Genomic DNA, 21,902 nt, shown 5'->3' on the forward strand with positions numbered 1-21,902 from the left:
CCTTTTCATGCGCATGAAGAACTATATGAAACTATCCCTTTTGACCGTTGATCAGATCAATAGCTGCCTTTAAGACTTCCGGACCATTGCACATTCCATAATGAACAGGGTTGATAGAATCTACAGGTATATTTTTTTCCTCGCATAGCTTTTTCATTTGAGGCATCAAATAGCGCACCTGCGGACCAAGGAGCAACACATCTGCGCTGTCAATATGCCGTTTAACTGCATCTGCCCCTTCCGCCCAAATCTTAGCCTCAATGCCCTGGCTTTTAGCTGCTGTTTCCATTTTAGTCACCAATAAGCTTGTAGACATTCCTGCTGCGCAGCATAACAAAATATTCATCCTCTTATTCCTCCCTAATTTGTTCTCTTAGTGATAATTGTTTATTGTTAGAATATTACAAAAAATAAGATGGGATTATCTTGCAAAAAAATCATCTAAACAGGCTCCGAACTATACAGCCCAGGAACCTGTTCAGCCCTTTCAAACCACGGACTTAATCGAAACCTCCCTAAAGGTTATAAGATCAATGCCTCTTTCAGCAATGGCCTCCTGGACAGCAGGGTCGGTTAATATGGTTAGTTCTCTGACACGCTGTAAAGCATATGAACTGCCAGCATAGACCTGTTCATCAACAAAAGCGGGATGTGTCATTAACTCTGCAGTTTCATATGGAAGGGCTTTATCCAGCAGTCCGATTAAATACTCAGTCGTCAGCTGATCTCCATAAAATTCATGATTAAAATATTGGACAGGCTGCAATGGATTTGGATCTGAACTTACTTTTCTAATCGGCAATTGGTTTTCCCTTGCTATCTTTTCTACAGCGGGATACACATTGGGAAGTGAATGCACATGATGATGGCTGTCAATATGAGTGGGTATTATGTTAAAAGAAATGAACTTTTCAAATTGGCTTCTTAATTCAAGTTCAATTTCCTCTGCCTTTCCGAGCTCCTTTATTTCAGATATCCTGTTAAACTCCCCTTTACTGTTTACAAGCGATGCCGCTTCATTGCTTACAGGCCTTCCGCAGGTCAACACGAAATGGATACCCACTCCCAGTCCAGGGTTTTTCTTCGCCAGGTCGGCAGCGTGTTGTGCTCCAGGCATATTTGCCATTAATGTAGTCGAAGTAACAACACCATTTTGATGGGCTTCAATAATTCCCAGATTAACTCCTTTAGAGTAGCCAAAATCATCGGCATTGATGATTAACTTAGTCATTCATTCATTCAGCTCCTTACATGTTTGCAACTTTTTTATTGGCATCGACGGGAGGCTGAAAACCGCCTTCTTCAACGAGCTTTTGTTTATCCCAGATGCGGAAGAATGGATAATAGATGGTAAACGCTAAGGCAAAGTTTATTAGTTGCAGGACAGCTCCTGACATCTTTCCTCCTGCTGCCAAATATCCCCCGATAATGGGAGGCATTGTCCATGGAACCGCAATTCCTGCCGGTTTTGCGACCAAACCTGTGCTCATGCCAATATAGGTGGTTAAGACCATTACAAGCGGTGTAAGTATAAATGGAACGATCAAAATAGGGTTCATCACTATCGGCATTCCAAATACAACAGGTTCGTTAATATTGAACAGTCCCGGCCCGATAGCTAAACGGCCCAGTTGCTTCATCTGTTTGCTCCGTGCCCTCAAAATCATCGCAAGCACCAATGCTAAAGTTGCGCCGCTTCCTCCTATATATACAAAGATATCGAAAAATTGCTGTGTGAATATATTTGGCAAAGTTTCGCCTCCCTGGAACGCCAGGCGGTTTGCATCCATTGCTGACAGCCAAATTGGCCCCATTACCCCTCCAACAATGGAAGCTCCATGTAATCCACATGACCATAAAAGCTGTACAAGAAATACTGCAACCAGGCTGCCAATCAAACTTCCGCCCAGAATGCCAAGTGGTTTTCCCAGCACTTCGCCAATGATATTATGCAAGCTCTGAAAATCGGTCTGCTCTACCAGCAGGCGAAGAACCCAAATTACCGCGATAACTATAAAACCTGGAATAAGTGCAACGAATGATTTGCTGACAGCAGGCGGTACGCCGTCAGGCATTTTGATAATAATATTTTTCTGGATGATAAAACGGTAGATCTCTGTAGAAAGCATGGCAATAAGCATAGCTACAAAAAGTCCCTTGCTTCCCATTAAAGCGGCCGGGATCGCTCCGCCTACAAGTACTGCTTCTGAAGCACCATCCGGAGTAAAGGAGACCTGGTACGGAGTTGCCAATAAAAAGGCCGCAACAGAAATTGCGCCTGCAGAAAGCGCATCCACTCCATATTTTTCAGCAAGGCGGTAAGCTATGCCAAAGGCGGCAATTAAGGCCATAATATCGAAGGTCGCACCCACTGGGTACATCAGCTTGGTCAGCCACTGATCGCCGAATGTATTTGCCATGAAATCGGCATAGCCAGGAATAGGCAAGAAACCGAGAATCAGGAACAATGAACCAACAATAATCAACGGCATAGTCAGGATTATTCCATCACGCAGTGCCTGAAGATGGCGCTGGCCCGCTACCCTGCCTGCAACAGGCATTACCTTATTTTCAAGGAAATCATTCATTTTGCTCATTAAACTCACTCCCCCTATTTATTTACTAATTTTTCTGCAAAGCTTAATACTTCGGTACCATTGCATGTGCCATAGTGAACGATATTAATTACGTCAACCGGGATCTTTTTTTCTTCACCCAGCTTCTTCAATTGAGGAAGCATAAAACGCACTTGAGGCCCTAGAAGCAGAACATCCGCCCTGTCAATATGATGGTGCACCGCATCGATTGAAACGGCCCAAATTGTATATTCTTTACCTTGTTGAAATGCACTTTTCTCCATCTTTGTAACTAGCAGACTTGTAGACATCCCGGCTGAACAGCACAGCAATATGTTCACCACTTTATCACCCCTTTTTTAAGTGGAATCTCCTTGCTCGTACTTTAATCATAAATTGAAAACGCTTCCATTTACACTTACACTTTTTCCGTTGGATAACGGAAAAAATATGTTAGATAATTCAGATTATTTTAATTTCTTCCGTAATGTAAATTTTGGAGCAAGTCTCTTTAGTCAGTTCTCCTGTTTTCAAAATAAAAACACCATGCTGAATTAAATAGCATGGCGGAACTTTATTTATTCTTTTTTGCTCAGAAAAACAGATATAAACTCTTTATAGGTTTTACACTTTAGTAATTGCTGTACCAGAGTACTGTCCTCTACCACTTCTATCAGTAGCTTGTACATATTGACTAAGTCTTCTTTACTGTTTTTTCTGACACATAGCAAACAAACAAATTGGACCCGCTTATCATCCCAGCCGACAGGTTTCTGGAGTGTGCATATGGCCCAGAAGGTTTCATCAGTTCGCGGCATGACTGGATGGGGTATGGCAACCAAATTTCCAAAGCAAGTGGGTGAAACTTCCTCCCTTTCCAAAACAGCTGGCAAAAAGTGTTCATCAGTCAAACCTAGATCTATTAACTCATTTGCTAAAAACTTTAATACTTCTTCCTTTGTTTCGAATTCCTTCTGAAGGAAAACCAGCTCTTTTCTTGTATAAGCAAAAGACTGTTCGGTATGATCCTCCAATACTTTTTCAATCTTTAATAAATCAGTCCCTCCAAGTATTGTGTTTACCTGAATGACCGGGACGGGGAATTCACAGGTAATGGGAACTGTACTGACAATAAAATCGATCGTTTCCAGCGGAATTTCATTTATCTTATAATATTCTGTTGTGCCTGCCAGCTCAAGCCTGGAACCAAATTGGGACTCCAGCTTATGATATAAAAGCCGTGCGCTGCCAACACCTGAAGCACAGACAATCAGACAGCGTTTGACTGAATGATTTGCCTTGACTCTCTCCATCGCCGCTCCAAAGTGAAGAGCCAGATAGGCGACCTCGCTTTCACCAATTTGGTATCCAAGTTCTTCTTTAATACAAATTCCAGCCAGGAGGCCTGCCTGAAAGGCTACCGGATAGTTGGATTTTATCGCATCCAGCATCGGGTTCCGGATGTTCATGCCGAAGCGGAACCGATTTAATGCCGGCTTTAGATGCAAACACATACTAACAAACAGTTCCTTATCACTTTTAATCCCCAGCTTTAGCTTTTGTTCAATCATACTCAGTATCTTTTTAGCCAGATTAAAGACTTCCTCATCAACAAAACTGCGTATTTCTGTTTCATCCAAATTTAAATGAGCAATCATTCTGATTCCCATTAAATGAATGGCTATATAAACAATTTCTGATTCCGGAAACTCTACGCATAGATGCTTGTTTATTCCCTGGACTATTTCAGAAGCTACCATATACTCCTTTTGGTTTATTATTTCCTGCATGTCCTTCGGGACTATCATTACATATTTTTCACTTCGTATTCTGCAGCAAGCAATGGCAATATGAGTGATCAAGTTATTCAGGCCCATATCGGAAAGTGATATATGGTTTACCCTGACTTGATCAAGAATAATTTTTCGGATGAGCTGCACTTCTTCTTTTGGAAGAATAGATATGCGGCTTTCAAATATGTCAAGAACCGTTCTTTCACGATTGTATATATACTGGGACATGCAAAAGCGAAGTTTAACTTCATCTCCCTTTAACTTGAGACCATAATTCGGCCGCTTCTCAACTTCTATCCCATACTGCTGTAAAATCCTTTTGGCCTCTCTTAAATCATTTTGAATGGATGATTTGCTAATAAATAATTCTTCAGCCAGGTCATCCAGTTTTACATATTTATCAGCAAAAAGGAGCCGCTTGATCAGAAACTGGACACGTTCTTCCGGAAGGTTTGGTATATGCCCGCTTTTTAATGAATCTTCACCTGCAACTTGAGCCAGCAAATTCTGAAATTTGGCATCATCCCCAACAGTCAATTTATATCCTGTTCCGCGGACCGATTTAATTTCAGCTCCATTTTCAGCAAGCAGCAGATTTAACTCTTTAATCGTGTTCCTAATTGTACGGGAAGTAACCTGTATGATATTTGCCAAGTATTCGCTTGTGATAACATCATCTGTCTCTATTAAAGCTTTTAGAATACTGCTCATTCGGGCATTCAGCATTCTAATTCCTCCCCCACCAAACAGTGATTTCATTTATAGTTCGCGTTTTAAGACTAATAAGGAATGTTAAGTTATCTTAATTATCAGATAATTTAATTTGCCATTTTATTAGAAAATAGTTTACTTTAAACATTTATAAAAAAATAAAAATCTTCTGCAGAGAGAATTTTATTATTTTGGCAAAGATGGAGCAAAATAATCCATTAATTCCTGCTGCTTATTATAAGAAAAATATGTACAAAGCTGTTGTCCAAAAAGTGATGGATAAATAACTTTACCACAGCGTGTGCAAATGGCTTTAACTCTAAAATGATGTTTTACTCCTATGGTAAAAGGTTCACTGTTATCGCCTAGTATGAATAAAAAAGCTTGGTCCTCTACTTCAAAATTGATCTCAAATCCCTTAAACCCATCTGCTTTTATTATATTGTAATTATCTATTTCAATCTCCACTTTTTCTTCTCCTCCGACAAAAAAGTATTTGAAAACATACATAAAGAGACTTGTTATTTTCACAGAGATGATCTTCATAGTTACTAATGATGCGGTTCTTTATATTTAATACAAGATTCCTTTTACAAAGACCTTCTTATTATCAAAAAAATAACAGTCCATCTTTCTAAAAAAAGATGCCCATCACATGCGGGAATTGATTGAGCGACAATTTCCACATGTGACAGGCACCTGTTAACCTGCAAAATGATTATTTATCTCTAACCACTTACTGAGATGCATTGCATTAAGATTATAATTAGGCTCCTGATTTAGTACTGTTATATATTCCAATGAATTACCATCCAAGTCCATAAAATAAAAACTGGCAGAAGGCATCCATGGATGAACTACAGGTTCGCTCGCATCTAAGCCAAATGATGGGGAAAGGTCTATCCCTTTCCGGGCCAGATAATCAGGTACCTCCAACAGCTCCTTAAGTGACACTGAGAAAGCGAAGTGAGAAGGTGTGAACCTGTCTTCAGGCACCTCCCAGATACCCAGCATTTGTTCTTTCCTGGATGGATCCCCCAGCCAAAAGAAGGCAGCTCCTCTTTCTTCAACTGTATAAGCCAATTCCAATTGCAGCTCCTGGTAAAATTGAATAGCATTGCTTAGATTTTTCGTGCTAACGTGTGTTTCATATAGTCCAGCGTTTTTCATATGCCTCTTCCTTCCTATAAGTGATGCTTTAATTTTAGAAGGAAAAGGCATTAAATGGCTCCGGCGAATTAATGAAGATTAACTACAACAATAGACCGATAAAATCACTCTTTACCATTCACAGGCTACTCCATCCCCGTCACGGTCAAGTTTTCTTGAGTACCCGGGATCACCGGTCCTGATTGGATCGGCTCCTGCAGCTTTTACAGCAGAGCAATTTTTATAAGTCACTCTGGCTGCTGCAGCTTCTTCTTTTTTCTTTTGCTCCGCTGCAAGACGGGCTGCTTCTTCTTTTGCTTTTCTATCTGCTTCAAGACGCGCGGCTTCTTCCTTTTGCTTTTGTTCAGCTGCAATCCGGGCAGCTTCTTCTTCTTTCGCTTTTTTCTCTGCAGCCAGTCGTGCAGCTTCTTCTTCCTTCTTCTTTTGTTCAGCAGCTAAACGTGCTGTTTCTTCTGATTCAGCCGCAGCTTTATCAGAATCGGCATTCACCTTCACACTTTCCTGGTGTGAAGGTTTCTTATCCTCAGCCTCTGCTTCCCAAAAAATCATCGTCAGGCATAAAGTTAAAATGAGAAGGTAAGAAAGAGAGGCTATGCCCTTCTTCCAGAGCTTACCGCTCCGAAAACCGAGTAATTTCTGATGCCACTTCCTTTTTTGAACCGTGAAAAAGGCGCCTTTTCCATTGAGCAGTTCAGCAAACTCTTTCCCTTTGGAATGGAAAGTCAGCTCCCCGCCATCAAAAGCAACGACTGTTTTAAGGGCAAAATAATCGATCGTGCTTCCATTGAAAGCCCTAAGAGCCCAGGTGTATAGAACGGCTGCAATCCGCTCTTTATCATCATATTGATAGAGATACACTGCATCATCAACAACAATAAAATTGCCTTCTGTCTTCTCTTTAACGCAATTGCCCTGGACTATAAATAGAGCATCAGGGTGCTTCTCTTTCAGCAGCCGCAGACCATTTGACTTGGTTCCCTGATCATCCCTCTTCTTCAAAAAAGGTGTAAGGACCACACCTTGCTTCCTTAATTCTTTCAAGCGCTCTGCATGCAAAAAGTAATTGAAGTCATGTGTCACTGATGTTCTAACACTGCGCTCCGGATTTTGCACCTTTTGGTTGAGAATAAAGAAAAATTCTTCAAAATCATCATTCTTCGAAATCTTATCTACAGCAACAAAACCTATGCGCGAATAAAAGCTCAGCTTCCATTCATGCTTATTTTTTTCATCCTGCGTCATACGGATGCTATGTATAGAGGAATAAGGATGCGAACTATTATCAGATTGTGAGATTAATATCACGCGTCTATCAGTAAGTGCCAAAATGCCTTGCTTTTCTTTACAAATCTCACCCTCGATGATCTTTAGAACTATTTCATGTTCACCAAGGAACCCCCATTTATCCCCCTCTAACATTTTTTTATATTTCGCCTTAAGCGCCTTCTGCCGCACTGTCGGGTGGTTCCCAATCCACTTGTCCATACCTGATGTTTCCCCCTGTGTAATATCTCTAGCTGTTATAAGTAATAATACCCTTGTGTATGGTAGCATATTATTTGCAGAAATTGTCATTGGAGTGTGGATAAAAGATGAGGTAATGATTGGTATATATGACGTTGAGGCACACTGAACACATAGAAAAAAGACCTCAACCTATAGTTGAAGTCTTAATCACATCACTCTATCGTACCCTCAAAATTATCAAGCATTGCACGTACATCATCTGTGGAATCCGTGTTCATCAGTCTATTTCTTAATTCACCCGCACCACGGAACCCTTTCACATAAATCTTGAAAAAGCGGTGAAGGGCCCTGAACGGACGTGCTTCCAGTTCTTTCGAATTTTTATCATGAAGATCCAGGTGCAATCTCAAGAGATCAAGCAGTTCTTTAGGAGTATGATCTTTCGGCTCTTTTTCAAAGGCAAATGGATTTTTAAAAATACCGCGGCCAATCATCACACCATCGACACCATATTGATCAACGAGCTGCTGGCCGGCTTGGCGGTCAAGGATATCTCCGTTGATTGTCAAAAGAGTATCCGGAGCCACACGGTCACGAAGCTTCTTGATTTCCGGGATCAGCTCCCAGTGAGCATCTACTTCACTCATCTCTTTGCGAGTCCGAAGATGGATTGAAAGATTAGCGATATCCTGTTCCAGAATGTGTGTGAGCCAGTCCTGCCACTCATCTACTTCAGTATAGCCAAGCCTAGTCTTCACACTGACAGGCAATCCGCCCGCTTTTGCTGCCTGCACAATCTCTGCAGCCACATCAGGACGGAGGATCAGGCCGCTTCCCTTTCCTCTTTGAGCCACATTTGGGACCGGACATCCCATATTGATATCAATGCCGCGGAAACCCTGCTCCGCCACACCAATACTCGTCTGCCGGAAAAATTCTGGCTTGTCTCCCCAAATATGGGCAACCATCGGCTGTTCATCTTCCGTAAAAGTCAAACGCCCGCGCACACTCTGGTTTCCCTCCGGGTGGCAATAGCTTTCCGTATTCGTAAACTCAGTAAAAAACACATCAGGCCTAGCTGCTTCGCTCACGACATGGCGGAACACAACATCCGTCACATCTTCCATTGGTGCAAGTATAAAAAATGGCCGTGGCAATTCACGCCAGAAATTGTTAGTCATGTTGAAAATCAAATCCTTTCATCATGGGATATTCTATCATACTTTCATCCCAGAACTTAGGCAAAAGTTTTTGCTCCATATACACTTATAGCACGAGCAGGCAGTTTTTATCAAACTAAAGTAAATTTTGAATATTATAAACTACAATTAGAGGCAGCAAAAAAGGAGATTGGCCCCTTATATCGGCCAATCCCCAAAATAATACCTTTTAAAGTGCCTTATCATCAACTGTATTCAAATAAGCTTCAATTTCATCAATCACAGACTTCACACAGCCATCTTCAAAAGGTGAAATTAAATTCGCTTCTTTAACAAGTTCTGTGAACGATTGGCTTCCGCCCAGCTTACTTAAGTGCAGGTAATCCTTCCAGGCTTCTTCAGTATTTTCCTGCGTACGCTTCCAGAATTGCAGTGCGCAGATTTGAGCCAGTGTGTAATCGATATAATAGAAAGGAACTTTGTAAATATGTCCCTGCTGCTGCCAGAAGCCGCCATTTTCCAGGAAGTCATTTCCTTCATAATTGCGATGCGGCAAGTACTTCTTCTCGATTTCTCTCCAGGCCTGCTTGCGCTCAGCTGGACTTGCTTCCGGGTTGCTGTACACAAAATGCTGGAATTCATCGACTGCTACACCATAAGGAATAAACAGTACCGCTTCACTTAAATGAGAGAATTTATACTTATCCGTATCTTCCCCGAAGAAAAGGTCCATCCAAGGCCAGGCGAAGAATTCCATGCTCATCGAGTGGATTTCACATGCTTCCAGCGTAGGGAAACCATACTCAGGCACTTCAAATCCACGGCTTTCAAATACCTGGAACGCATGCCCCACTTCATGCTTTAATACTTTAACATCCCCTTTTGTCCCATTAAAGTTTGCAAATATGTATGGTGACTTGTGTTGCGGGATATAAGTGCAGTACCCACCGCCAGCCTTACCTGCTTTGCTTAACAGGTCCATCAGGTTGTTTTCCACCATATAAGTGTAAAACTCATTCGTTTCCCGGGACATTTCCTCATACATTTTCTTCGCCTGATCGACAATCCACTCTGCATCGCCTTTCGGATCAGGATTCCCCGTCTTAAAGCTGAAGCTGTCATCATAATACCTAAATGTATCAACGCCAATGCGTTCCTGCTGTCTTTCCTTTAGTTTGGTTGCCAAAGGAACGATGTACTCTTTCACCTGGTCACGGAACTTGGCTACCAATTCAGCATCATAATCCGTACGGGAAAGCCTGGCATAAGCTAACTCTGTAAAAGAAGAGAATCCCAGCTTCTTGGCAATACGAGTACGCACTTTTACAAGCTTATCGTATAATTCATCCAATTGATCGGCATGCTCAACGAAAAAGCTGTACTTCGCTTCATTGGATTCCTTCCTGATGCTGCGGTCAGGTGACTGGTGGTAAGGAACTAACTGGGCCAGATTTTTTACTTCCCCATCAAATGGGATTTTAGCTGAAGCAAGCAGATCAACATACTCACTAACCAGCTTGTTTTCTTCCTGCATTTCCTTCAGCACATCAGGAGAAAACGTCTTTAACTGACTGTCCGCCAATAAGAATAACTGCTTACCCCACTTATCTTCCAGCTGAGAGCGAAATTTTGAACCTGTGAGGGCCTCATAAAATTTTGTGATCAGACCCTTGTAGGCTGGCCCCACTTCATTGAAAAAATCCTTTTCTTTCTTATAAAACTCATCCGTCGTATCAATCGTCTGACGGATCTGAACAATCGTTCTCATGCTGTCAAACTCAGAACGCAGCTCATTGATTTCCTGCATGACCCCGTCCTGTACCTCAAAGGACTCAGCAGATTGGAACCTCTCTAATAATTGATTGAAATTTCCTTCAACCTCTTCCATATTAGGTCTTGTGTATGGGTAGTCATTAAAGTTCATGAAGGTATCCTCCTTATGTAGTAAAAATATCATACGTACATATTTCGGCAGATTGAGACAAATTCCTTTTAGTTTTAGAAGAAAATTTCGTTTTTCGAAATATAAGATGTTGATCTAAAACATTTAGAGTGAACCTGTAAATTACATCAATTAGGGACACGCCAGCTTTTGAAAATGTTTTTCTTGAGCTGTTGTTTTTTGCATTTTAGGTAAATACTGAAACTTGTCCAATAAAAAAGAGCAACCAGTAAAAACTGGTTAACTCTAAAATATGAACGCATTTTTAGGTGAATAACAAAGCATCTAATTTCTTGATGGCCGATTAAGATTCATGTCAGTACAATAACATTTTGCCATCCTAACATTACTATTGGTGAAAGAGTTGAATATTATCGATTTATCCAGCGCAGTAATCTCTCGACATTCTTTTTACTTACTTTCCCGCCTGAGAAGCGGTCAATTTGCCTAAATGGCATATTAATAACAAAGTACACGTTATTTGCCGTTAATGGTTTTCCTATTTTGTTAAAAAAGTAATGGAAAAACATAATAGAACGATATAGCAATTTTCCTAACCAGTTTTTATACTGTGCTTGATTTATCGTATCATTCATCCCTAATTCTTTATGAGGATCCCAATTTGCAGCGGGGAGTTTTCTTCCTAACGCCTTTTCAAATTCTAAATCAGGGATGTCCTTTACGTTAGCCGATGCATAATGGGGATATTCACTTTTTAAGAACACAGATGGAGAAACACCAGCCATCTCAATCATTTTCTCTAGATGAATATCTTGAATTGAGCTTCCTATTTGAACCTTATAATTCCCTGACTCTACCTCCCAATTTTTGATTTCAGGATTATAGTAAGAGAAATCACGTTCTGTTAAAACTAGAGTTACTTGCTTCGTCTCACCTGGTTCCAAGTAGACTTTTTCAAACGATTTGAGTTCCTTTTTTGAACGGAAAATGACCGAATCTTCTTTTTCAATATACAGTTGAACAATTTCTGCCCCAGCGAATTTGCCTGTATTTGTTAGATTAAAATTTACAGCTAAGCCATCGATTGCAATATCAGTGTACTCGAAAGTAGTATACGAAAGCCCAAATCCAAATGGATAACGTACAGGGATATTTGCTGTTTCATAATATCTATAACCAATGAACAGCCCTTCTCTATGTTCACTGGTCGCTTGATTTCCAGGGTAGTACGAGGAGGATGGAACATCGGTGTAACGGATTGGGAATGTTTCACTTAATTTTCCGCTTGGATTCGATTTTCCGAGCAATATATCAACGACAGCCTCCCCTCCGCCTTGTCCGGAAAGATAAGTGTGTATAATTCCTGATACCTTATCTGCAAATGGTAATTCAAGGGCTCCGCCACCAGATAATACAACAATCACATTCTCATTTACCTTAGCTAAAGATTCAACAAGTTCTAACTGATTTTGCGCTAGTTTTAAATCTTTTCTATCTACCCCTTCTGCTTCTTTACTTTCATCAAGCCCAATAAATAAAAGCACTGCTTCAGCAGATTCCGCAAGGCGTGTTGCTTCTTGAAGTAATGTGCTGCTCTTGGCTCCCATTCGCTTAAAACCTTGTGCATAGCCAGCTATTTTCAAAGAAGACTTTTGTAAACTATCAAACGGATTACTTAGTTTATAGGGATTTATCAATGAACTTCCTGCACCTTGATATCTTGGATCTTTCGCAAAATCACCAATAACTGCTACTTCCGTTCCTGCTTTAAGTGGGAGTATATTATTTTCATTTTTAAGAAGTACTATAGACTGACGGGCAGCTTCAACTGCCTTGTTGTGATGATTTTCATAATCAACCTGCACTGTTTCTTTATCATCAACATGAACTTTATAAATTAGATTCAGCAATTGATCCACTGCTTCATCCAATATTGATTCATCAAGTCTTCCTGTTTTTATTGCTTCAACAATTTCTTTATCTGTTATTCCGTTAGTAGATGGCATTTCTAACTGATTATGAGCCTTTAACCCTGCAACACGGTCATTATTTCCTCCCCAGTCAGTTACGACGACACCTTCAAATCCCCATTCAGAATATAGGATATCAGCAAGATGCTGATTTTCATTTGCATATTCTCCATTCACCTTATTATAAGAAGACATCATTGTAGATGGGTTACTTTCTTTTACAACCTTCTCAAAACCTGTTAAATAAATTTCCCGTAGCGAACGTTCATCTACAATTTCATCAATCGTCATTCGCATATGCTCCTGACTATTGACTGCATAATGCTTAGGGCAAGCTGAAATACTGTTTGACTGAATGCCTTTTACCATTTCACTGGCCAGCTCACCAGTCAGGTACGGATCTTCAGAGAAATATTCAAAATTACGTCCGCATAGTGGGTTACGTTTAATATTTAATCCCGGTCCAAGTAAAACACTTACTTTTTCACTGCGGGCTTCCTTGCCAATATCTTGTCCTACCTTATATATAAGTGACTTGTCCCAGCTATTCGCCAGGGTTGCGGCTGTTGGATAACAAGTTGCCGGCAAGCTTTTGTTTAATCCGAGATGATCAGCCTTCCCGCCTTGTTTGCGCAGTCCATGCGGTCCATCGGTCAGCATAATGGAAGGAATGCCGAGACGTTCAATCGGCTTCGTATTCCAAAAGTTTTGTCCAGACATAAGGGAAGCTTTCTCTTCCAATGTCATTTGTTTAATTAGATCTGTATGTTTCATTCTACACCGCCGCTCTTTCATAAAAAATAGGAAGAAGGCGGATCCGCCCTCCCCATATATCTAAGTTGTTTAGTCAAAAAGGTACGTTTGAAGTATTGCATATAGTGAATGATGCATGCTATTCCGCAGTCCTGCTGTAATCGCTTCCGGATGCTCATTATATGATTCTTCTAAGAGCTTTTTATTTTTTGGAACCGACAGAATATCTAACATCAAATCATTGCCCGAAGTAATGGCTTTTTGCGGTTCCATGAAGCCGAACACAGCATCCGATGATACGATCCCTTCAAACCCCCACTCATCTCTTAGCATTCCATTCAATAATTCTGGATTTGCCCATTTTCCATCAATATAAGAGAAACTGGACATTGCCCCAGTTACACCAGCCTCTTTTACAGTGATTTCGAATGGACGCAGGTGTATCTCCCGCATGGCTTGTTCATTTGACCATACAAGCATACCGGAACGGGCATTTGTTTCTTGCTCATTCATGATAAAGTGTTTCATGAATACAATAATCCCCTGGTCTTGAGCACCTTTTGATAAATTAGCACCAATTCTGCCGTTTAATACAGGATCTTCTGACATATATTCAAAGTTTCTCCCGCCTTGTGCAGTGCGGTGAACATTTAGAGCTGGAGCGTACCATCCGTGAATTCCGTAAGCCCTTGCTTCTTTTCCAATTACTTCTCCCATATCGTAGGCTAAATCTTTATTCCAGGTTGAGGCTATGACGATTTCACTTGGATAAGCACCGGCTTCAAACTTCTTAAAAAAGAAATTAAATCCGGCAGGTCCATCCAATAACACCGTCCTCGGTACCCCAAGTTCATCGATAGCTCTTGTATGGTATGCTCCTTCCGTCACATAATCGATCATTTGTTCAATAGTTAGCTGGTCTAAGAAATCACCCCACAAAGGATCATTATATTCCAGTCCTTTTAAGTCCTCTAACTTGAGACCATTGTCAGCACCCGTGGCAGGCATTTCTGCATCTTCACCAATATCATTCCCTTGTACTCTCTCAATGACTTTATCTGAAGCAATTTTTGAATCATCTTTATCTGATGGGTATGTTCCTTCCCAATCATTACGGGAAAGTACAGTTAGTTCATTTTCTGATTGTGTAAACCGATTTTTGTATTCAGTTCCTGTGTCAGCATCTGTTTGATACACAATGTCTTCAGATAGTGCAAAGTTTATAGTGGTGTCAATCTCATGCACATTTTTACCAAGTTTTATTTGATAAGTTCCTTTTTCTAAAATATATTTCTCATTCCCCATATCGTATGAAGCCATATTTCTTGTGTCAAAATTTATAGTTAATACTTCAGACTCTCCTGGCTCAAGAGTTTTTGTTTTTGCAAATGCAGCTAAGTTTATGGCAGACTTCTCAATTCCTCCTGGTGAATAGGGAGGAGAATAGTACACTTGAACAACATCTTTACCGGCAGCTGCACCAGTATTTTTCACCTCTACTTTTATTTCAATAGAATCATTATTTAATCGCTGATCTGTTATATTCCAATCAAATTTTGTATAACTTAAGCCTGAACCAAAAGGAAATTGAACAGCTTGCTGGTATCCTTCTTCATTTCCTTGATAATAAGTTTCGTAGAATCTGTAGCCTACATAGATTCCTTCTTCATAATTAAGATAAGCTTTATCTAAATTCTCATACTGATAGTCTCCGAAATTCTCACTCGCCGGCGAAGAATTTACGTCATAGACATACGTATCAGTAATGCGGCCAGAAGGGTTTAATTCACCTGATAATACTTTGGCAAGTGAATTGGTTCCAAATGGTCCCGGGGTTCCCACCCAGAGAACCGATTGAATACTTGGATATTCATCCACAAATCCTAATTCCAAAGTGTTTCCAGCATTTACGACGATTGTAACATTACTAAAGTTCTCCGTTATTTCTCCAATTAGATCATGCATTTCATCTGATAACTCTAATTGATCACTGCTTACATCTGATGCTTCAACAGCATCACTTTGAACTATAATCATCGCATTTTCAGAGTACTCTTTCGCCTGATTTAGAGCTTCATCCGTTACATCTGGTTCTCCAGCTGCCTCTTCACTGCTTACCATTCCTTTAACGACTTGAACAACTCCAGTATCAGACTTGCCTGAAACCTCTTTCAGTTCTAGCAACCCTGCGTAATAATCATATAATTCCTGATTATAATCAATTCCAGCATTCTTAAGTGCTTCAAATAAATTTACAGCCCGAGATTGATCTGAAGCACCAGAGCCGCCCCCGCCATATTTAAAACTAAATGCAGCAGTACCAAATACATTGATCTTTTTGTCTGCAAGCGGGAGTGAGTTATTCTCATTTTTCAATAACACGATTCCCTCATTCGAAATATCTTCTGCGACAGCATCAGCAGTTTCTCTGGCTTTGACACCTTCTGCAGTTGTGGTATTAAGTGTAATATGCCTGCCAGTCACGTTCCCGGCGATGCTGGAAACTGTTGGTCCCGCTGTTATACCAACTGCCAGCAACAGCAGAGCAGCAACTGACCAGGCTGTAGCCCTTGCTGGTCTATTTTTCATTTTTTTGTACATTTTATTTTCTTTTTTTCTTACTTTTCTTTCCTTGCGGCTTAATGATTTTAATTCTTTTTTTCTTTGAAGTTTCTGTTCTTTTTGCCATAGCTTTTCACGTTTTATGGCTTCTTTTCTTTCTGCTTCAGGCAAAGCAGAAATTTCTTGCTTTCTTTCTTTATGCTTTGCTTTATCTTCTTTCACTCGATCCAAAATTTCTCTCTTCCAGGCTTTTCTCTTTTTATAGTAATCAAACATAATGAACCCCTCCTGCCCTATCGCCCTTATTTCATTTCAAATAAACATCATGGTGAACTTTTATTAAGTGCACAGATACCTGCTTTCGCTATTAGAAAGAGCCACTTTTCCAACTCAAACAAATAATTTCTGATGAATCTTCTCTTTAAATCCAAAAAGTTAACGCTTCCATTATTGTCTGAAAGAGTATGAATTATATCGTACCGCTTAAGCATTTTGTCTTTCTCCTTGGATATTGATGTTGTAAACAGAAAGCGGTACCAAATTTCAGATGAAACAATCGAAGCAGGTAAGCCAAGTATATAGAGACTTTTGGCATACTTCATTCCAATACAATAGAATTTAAATTCCAATTGTTGACTGCCTTTAAAAATATTTAAGAAAATCTTCTAAAAGATTGTTACGATTTTTGACATTGAACTGACCTGAAGGTGCTTTTTACCCATTAGTGACCTAAAGTAAAAAAAGCCATTCGCTTAACCTTTGGCGAATGGCTTAATAACAGATGTTCAATAACTTTTTTTGATCTCAATTAATTGTATTTCATGGGCCTGCAGTTCTGTATTCAGTGTATAGGTCTGATTTGCAATTATATTCTCTATTTTTAAACCAGGTTCTGCTTTTCCCTTTAAGTAGGAAACCGTTTCATCGTCAATATCGATGGGAGCTCCAATCTCGACCCAGGCATCGTAGGATGAACCTTGCTTTCGGTTTACATATTGTTTTTTAATGCGATAGTTGCCATCAATGCCATTTAAAGTAACCTGATATGCCTGGACCTTCTCATTATCAAAGACAGAATACCGGCTGGTCTGCGACAATTGGGAGTAATCAAAGGTGCGATATAAATAGTTAGGATGGCTATAGTTATAAATCAAAATTTGATAATCCTCGCCTCTTTTAGTAACGATCATATTTTCGTTTTTCGCTACTAATTTATCTCCTAGCTTACTTAAAAAATAGAAAGCATGATAGCCGGCTTTTTTAATGCCGTTATAGGTCATGAGGCCGAATCCTCCATGGTATAGGGGCATTTTTTGCCTAAACTCTTCAAACAAATCGGTAAATGTCCAATATCCCATTCCACTTACCTTTCCGAAATTTTCAACCGCCGTTTTTGCAATGAAAGCTGCCATGTAACATGTGTCATGAAGTAAATCCTGGCTGTCACTATTTCCGTTCCATTCAGTAATCCAAATCTCTTTGGGATCTTTGTGGAGTGCCCTGCTTTTTTCAACCACTGAGTCAATAGTTAACATTAGATTTTTTTCATCACCAATCATGATGGTCTTAAAATCAGTCACACTATTGATATCCGCACTTGACGTTTTATGATTCACTTGTGCATCGGTATCTGGTTTTCGAGCAAGATTGTAGACGTGAAAAGTGAAAAAGTCGAGATCTATATCATTTCTTGATGCATAATGATTAAAATCATCCATCCATGATTGGTAGTTACTAAAGTTAATACCACCAAATCCACCTAGTTTAATTTTGGCATCGATTGATTTAATTGTTTTATATGTCTCGGCAAACAGGGTGAAGAATTCCTCTCTGGTCCCCCTCCAGAAGAATGGGACTTCCGGCTCGTTCCAAAACTCAAAATACCACGTTCTCACTTCATCCAATCCATATCGATTAATCAAATGCCTGACAAATGCTTCAATTAACTCTTTCCATCTATCCATTCTTTTTGGTGGTGACACGTAAGCTTCCCATAAAAAGATCGTATGCTCTGTCGTTGCCAATTCCTTAGGCATAAACCCTATTTCAATAAACGGTTTAACCTTTGCCTCGAGCAAGTTATCTAAAATCACATCAATGTTATTAAAATTAAAATAGTAAGTTCCATCGGATTTTGAATTATATACACGCAGCTGGTCTGCAAAAATCCCATGAAATCGAACATACTTAAAGCCTATTTCCTTTTGAATCTGTTTTAGCTGCTGGTTAAAATCATTTCTCAAAGCTAATGGCGCATACCCAAAAGTCAGCAAATTAGTAAATGTATGAAGGATTGGTTCTTTTAATTTGTGCAGATCAACGATAACAAACTGAGCCTCACGCTTAAATACTTCCTGGTTACTACTTTCTCTTTTGAGATACCTAAACAAACTGGCTAGTGACTCACTGCTGTTAATACTAAGATAATCCTTAGAAATGCTGTTTTCGATTTCCACCTTATAAGCATTCCGATACTCTTTGGGTGTTATTCCCAAAACCTCTTTGAATACACGGTAATAAGCTTTACTATCGGGAAATCCATATTCCAATGCTATTTCCGTAACTGTCTGATCCGTTATTTGCAGCGCTTGCAGCGACTTATTCAATCGCATATTATCCAGCTTCTTTTTGAATGACATGCCTACCTTCGCTTTAAAATATCTGGATAAATATTGAGGATTCAGTGTAAATTCATTTGCGGTATCTTGTAAGCTTAATCCTGCTTTCATGCAGTTCTTATTCATAAACTTTAAAATATCCAAGAGCCTCTGATCACTATCAGGCTGCTTGTAATCCGCTTTGGACTTTACCTCAAAATGCTCCAAAAGAATGACTGCAAGTTCCAATAACCACTTTTTCATTTTGAGATGGTAGTGACTCTTCCTATTTATGACCAAATCCATCATATTCGCAAGAATAAATTTCAGTTCATCCATAATCGCTTTTGGTGCGTTTTGTTCATCTCTTGAGTTTAGGTAGAATCGTTTGTACTCCATATCAATACCAAAATCTTTAAGATACCTGCTATCCATCTGCATGGCTAATACCTGAGTTTTTCCATAGCTAGTATGAGAATGAATAAAATGAAGCTCATTCCCATTAACAAGAAAAATGTCCCCAGTCTTCAGTTGGTAACGATCCTGGCCAATCCGTATCTCGAGTTCTCCATCCAAGATAAGAAGGATTTCTGTATCTTCATGCCAATGATATGGAAAACGTTCGACCGTCTGGGTGAATATATTAACCGGCAGATCAGCTTGATAGTTAATTTGTTCATATTGGTATTGCATGATCTACTCTCCTTGGCTTTCTAATAATTTTGTTTAGTAGATATTATATACTAGAAAGACACGGTTTAGAGGATAGTTTATATGTAAGTGTAAATTAAGCTGGACTTTAGTCTGAGAAAAAAATACTAAATTCAATCTACCCTCTTCAGTTAGCCCCCATCTTACCCGCCCAGCCATAAAAGAGCGGACCTTCCAGGACCACAATGAGGAGATCAGGGACAGTTTAAAAAATAAGCGGAGAAATTCCCCCTATTTTCAAAAAACCTCTAAAAATAGCTCAAATAGATGGAGAAATTCCGCCTATCGACTCAAAAAACAGGAAAATGGACTACTTCGCTTCGAATAACCGGAAATTCTCCGCTTATTTTCACCCACCCGTGCCATATTCAGCGGCCTAACTGGAGAATCTCCGCTTATGTTAAGGCTTGCTGGTCACTCAAACTTCCTGTTTTTCTTAAAACCATTCCTTCACGATCCTGCGCCCCTTTTCTGGAATAATAAAAGCTGCCTGGTTTGGCAGCAAATCTTGAATAAAATGGGCTTCTTCTTCCCAGTCCCTAATAATTTTCAAGCCAACTTCAGATGAAACGAGTACTTGTCCATTGTTTTTAATTATTTCCTCATTAGAACCTTCACCGAGCAGAAGTTCTGTAGGATAAGCATAAGCAGCTGTATCTTCATTTTTCTAGGACTCCTAATCTGAACATCATTTACCTTAACGGATTTGTTTGTTGAGCCAAGGGACCTGACCCCTTGGCTCTTTTTAACATGATTCATAAATAAGAGAATACGATAGTTATGAGTGCAAATGAAAAGTGAAACAGGAATGGGGGATTGTATGATCCAAGTATCAGGGGTACCTTTTCAAAATCAAGGAAATGGGCACCTTGGAAGTGTTGAGAAAACGATTATGGAACAAATGCAGACTGCACCAGTTTTGTTTTCTTATAATTCCGAGTATGAATTATTTTTTGAACTTATAGTGCGAAGGAACATCATTCAAAGCGCGAAAGAAATGGACAAAAGTCAGGCTGTGTTTACAAGCTTTGAATATGCCCGCTGCAATCCCAGGTACTGGCAATTAACAAGAGCGGGCGGATTCCTATTAAGGCCAGATGTGCGGCCGGCTGATGCAATCATAGATATTTATCGGAACGGTTCATTTTATGCATTTGAATGTGCGACAGCTATTCCAATCATCTATTACCATGCCATATTGAATAGTATCGGCAGCGAAGGGTTTAATTCACTGTTTCAGAATCTATATCTCTACAGCTGGCATACAGATACAGACCTGGGCATCATCACCTTTTACTCTGATCATTTTATACCTGGAGATGTCCTGTACGTAAATAATCCTGACTTTGATCGAAAAACACCACATTTCAGAGGTGTTAATGCTGTGCTCCTTGAGGATGGCAGGTTGTTTGGACACGGATTTAATATAAGGACATCAGAAGAGATGATTCGGCTCCTTAATGAGACGAGAAAACCGGACAGTCAGCAATCAGCATATATAACAAAATTGGTGACAAGGCCTTCTTTTAAGTATTTATTAAGAGCTGCAGGCTGGCAAAGGAACAGTGCAGCATACAAACCCCATCGACCAATCGTGCATCATAACCAAAGCTCCATTTCATATGTACACTATCTCTATTATTCAATCTAATAGCCGGACATATCAAAAATCCCGGACATTCGCCCATTTTTTTATAGACGGGCTCCAAACTCACCTTCGAGAGTACTATATAGAGAAATTCATTACTCGAGGGAGGTATGATACATGTATTCAAATCTTAACGCCCCGCCGACTCTTAGTGCAAATGTTCCTCCAAACGTTGCTCCAAATGTCGCCCCAATGCCTACCTATACATCCCCAGCATATGATTATGGAGCTCCATATCCTGCTTATAGTTATAGCTGCCCTAGTCACCGGAACGATTTTTTCTTAATTGTAGTTCTGTTTATTTTACTTATCATTGTGGGGGCAAGCTTTTACTGCGATAAAAAATGCTAACTTCAGTGCTTAGAGGTAAGAAAATTTGGAGATAAAGAACAACCTAGGGACTTGGGGAACTCCTCAAGCCTTATTTTTATTTAAGAAAAACATAATTTAATATTCTTTTAATGATTTTCATTTCTTACTAAACATATATTGAATCAAAGAGCTGCTACTCTTGAAGTGGCTGCTGCTTACTTTTTATTAAACTAGCTTCCGTCAATCACTATAAAGAATCGTTTCTTTTAAACCAGCTCGCCAATAATTTTTACAATTCAAAATACAACTTCTATAGATAGTTTCTAACTAAGCAAAAGGTTTATTTCGGCAAACCCGCCCCGTTTAAGCATAAGAGTCTCCATAATAAAGAACATTAATCCTTCTAGAATAATGCCCCCTTTTCTTTAAATACATCTGTTCACAAATTATATGTAAACGCTAAAATAAAAGTTGACCACTTTAGCGGTTTTCGCTAACCAAAAAGTTGACCACCCTTAACACCCATCCCTTATCATAAGTTTGTCGAGAACTGTATGATTTGGGAGGAA

General features: G+C 39.7%; 15 protein-coding genes. 2 read left to right on the top strand and 13 right to left on the bottom strand.

Going from position 1 to position 21,902, the window contains the following annotated elements; all coding sequences use genetic code 11:
- Nucleotides 1–31 precede the first annotated feature (31 nt).
- The 13 genes from LCM00_RS20145 to LCM00_RS20205 form a co-directional block, all read right to left on the bottom strand.
- Nucleotides 32–346 (bottom strand): PTS sugar transporter subunit IIB, encoded by a 315-nt coding sequence (locus LCM00_RS20145; RefSeq protein WP_224905388.1) that lies wholly within the window; start codon nt 344–346, stop codon nt 32–34.
- Nucleotides 347–487: 141 nt separating this feature from the next.
- A complete protein-coding gene (gene chbG / locus LCM00_RS20150; protein ID WP_224905390.1) occupies nt 488–1,231 on the bottom strand; it encodes a chitin disaccharide deacetylase in 744 nt (247 codons plus the stop codon).
- Between the two features lie 16 nt (nt 1,232–1,247).
- Nucleotides 1,248–2,597 (bottom strand): PTS cellobiose transporter subunit IIC, encoded by a 1,350-nt coding sequence (celB, locus tag LCM00_RS20155; RefSeq protein WP_224905391.1) that lies wholly within the window; start codon nt 2,595–2,597, stop codon nt 1,248–1,250.
- A 14-nt stretch (nt 2,598–2,611) separates the two neighbouring features.
- Complete coding sequence (locus LCM00_RS20160) at nt 2,612–2,917, bottom strand: PTS sugar transporter subunit IIB (protein ID WP_224905393.1); 306 nt, start codon at nt 2,915–2,917, stop codon at nt 2,612–2,614.
- Nucleotides 2,918–3,154: 237 nt separating this feature from the next.
- Complete coding sequence (locus LCM00_RS20165) at nt 3,155–5,095, bottom strand: BglG family transcription antiterminator (RefSeq protein WP_224905395.1); 1,941 nt, start codon at nt 5,093–5,095, stop codon at nt 3,155–3,157.
- A gap of 171 nt (nt 5,096–5,266) precedes the next feature.
- Entirely contained in the window at nt 5,267–5,548 is a 282-nt protein-coding gene (locus LCM00_RS20170) for a hypothetical protein (RefSeq protein WP_224905397.1), read from the bottom strand.
- Between the two features lie 234 nt (nt 5,549–5,782).
- Entirely contained in the window at nt 5,783–6,250 is a 468-nt protein-coding gene (locus LCM00_RS20175; protein ID WP_224905399.1) for a VOC family protein, read from the bottom strand.
- A 111-nt stretch (nt 6,251–6,361) separates the two neighbouring features.
- Nucleotides 6,362–7,735 carry an excalibur calcium-binding domain-containing protein gene (locus LCM00_RS20180; protein WP_224905401.1) on the bottom strand — a complete coding sequence of 458 codons (1,374 nt, stop codon included), beginning with the start codon at nt 7,733–7,735 and terminating at the stop codon, nt 6,362–6,364.
- Nucleotides 7,736–7,929: 194 nt separating this feature from the next.
- Nucleotides 7,930–8,898 carry a tRNA dihydrouridine synthase gene (locus tag LCM00_RS20185; protein WP_224905403.1) on the bottom strand — a complete coding sequence of 323 codons (969 nt, stop codon included), beginning with the start codon at nt 8,896–8,898 and terminating at the stop codon, nt 7,930–7,932.
- A 208-nt stretch (nt 8,899–9,106) separates the two neighbouring features.
- Nucleotides 9,107–10,801: a M3 family oligoendopeptidase gene (locus tag LCM00_RS20190; protein ID WP_224905405.1), complete on the bottom strand. Its 1,695-nt coding sequence runs from the start codon at nt 10,799–10,801 to the stop codon at nt 9,107–9,109.
- Between the two features lie 389 nt (nt 10,802–11,190).
- Complete coding sequence (locus LCM00_RS20195; RefSeq protein ID WP_224905407.1) at nt 11,191–13,524, bottom strand: glycoside hydrolase family 3 C-terminal domain-containing protein; 2,334 nt, start codon at nt 13,522–13,524, stop codon at nt 11,191–11,193.
- 69 nt (nt 13,525–13,593) lie between these two features.
- Nucleotides 13,594–16,341 carry a glycoside hydrolase family 3 protein gene (locus LCM00_RS20200; RefSeq protein ID WP_224905409.1) on the bottom strand — a complete coding sequence of 916 codons (2,748 nt, stop codon included), beginning with the start codon at nt 16,339–16,341 and terminating at the stop codon, nt 13,594–13,596.
- A 509-nt stretch (nt 16,342–16,850) separates the two neighbouring features.
- Nucleotides 16,851–19,355 carry a GH39 family glycosyl hydrolase gene (locus tag LCM00_RS20205; protein ID WP_224905411.1) on the bottom strand — a complete coding sequence of 835 codons (2,505 nt, stop codon included), beginning with the start codon at nt 19,353–19,355 and terminating at the stop codon, nt 16,851–16,853.
- An 838-nt stretch (nt 19,356–20,193) separates the two neighbouring features.
- On the opposite strand from LCM00_RS20205, the gene LCM00_RS20210 reads away from it, so the two are divergent.
- Together LCM00_RS20210 and LCM00_RS24790 are read left to right on the top strand one after the other, a co-directional pair.
- Complete coding sequence (locus tag LCM00_RS20210; RefSeq protein ID WP_224905413.1) at nt 20,194–21,024, top strand: protein-glutamine gamma-glutamyltransferase; 831 nt, start codon at nt 20,194–20,196, stop codon at nt 21,022–21,024.
- 189 nt (nt 21,025–21,213) lie between these two features.
- A complete protein-coding gene (locus LCM00_RS24790) occupies nt 21,214–21,372 on the top strand; it encodes a YjcZ family sporulation protein (RefSeq protein ID WP_276537478.1) in 159 nt (52 codons plus the stop codon).
- Nucleotides 21,373–21,902 lie beyond the last annotated feature (530 nt).

The organism is Bacillus infantis, assembly GCF_020171945.1.
GTDB classification, from domain to species: domain Bacteria; phylum Bacillota; class Bacilli; order Bacillales; family Cytobacillaceae; genus Bacillus_AB; species Bacillus_AB infantis_A.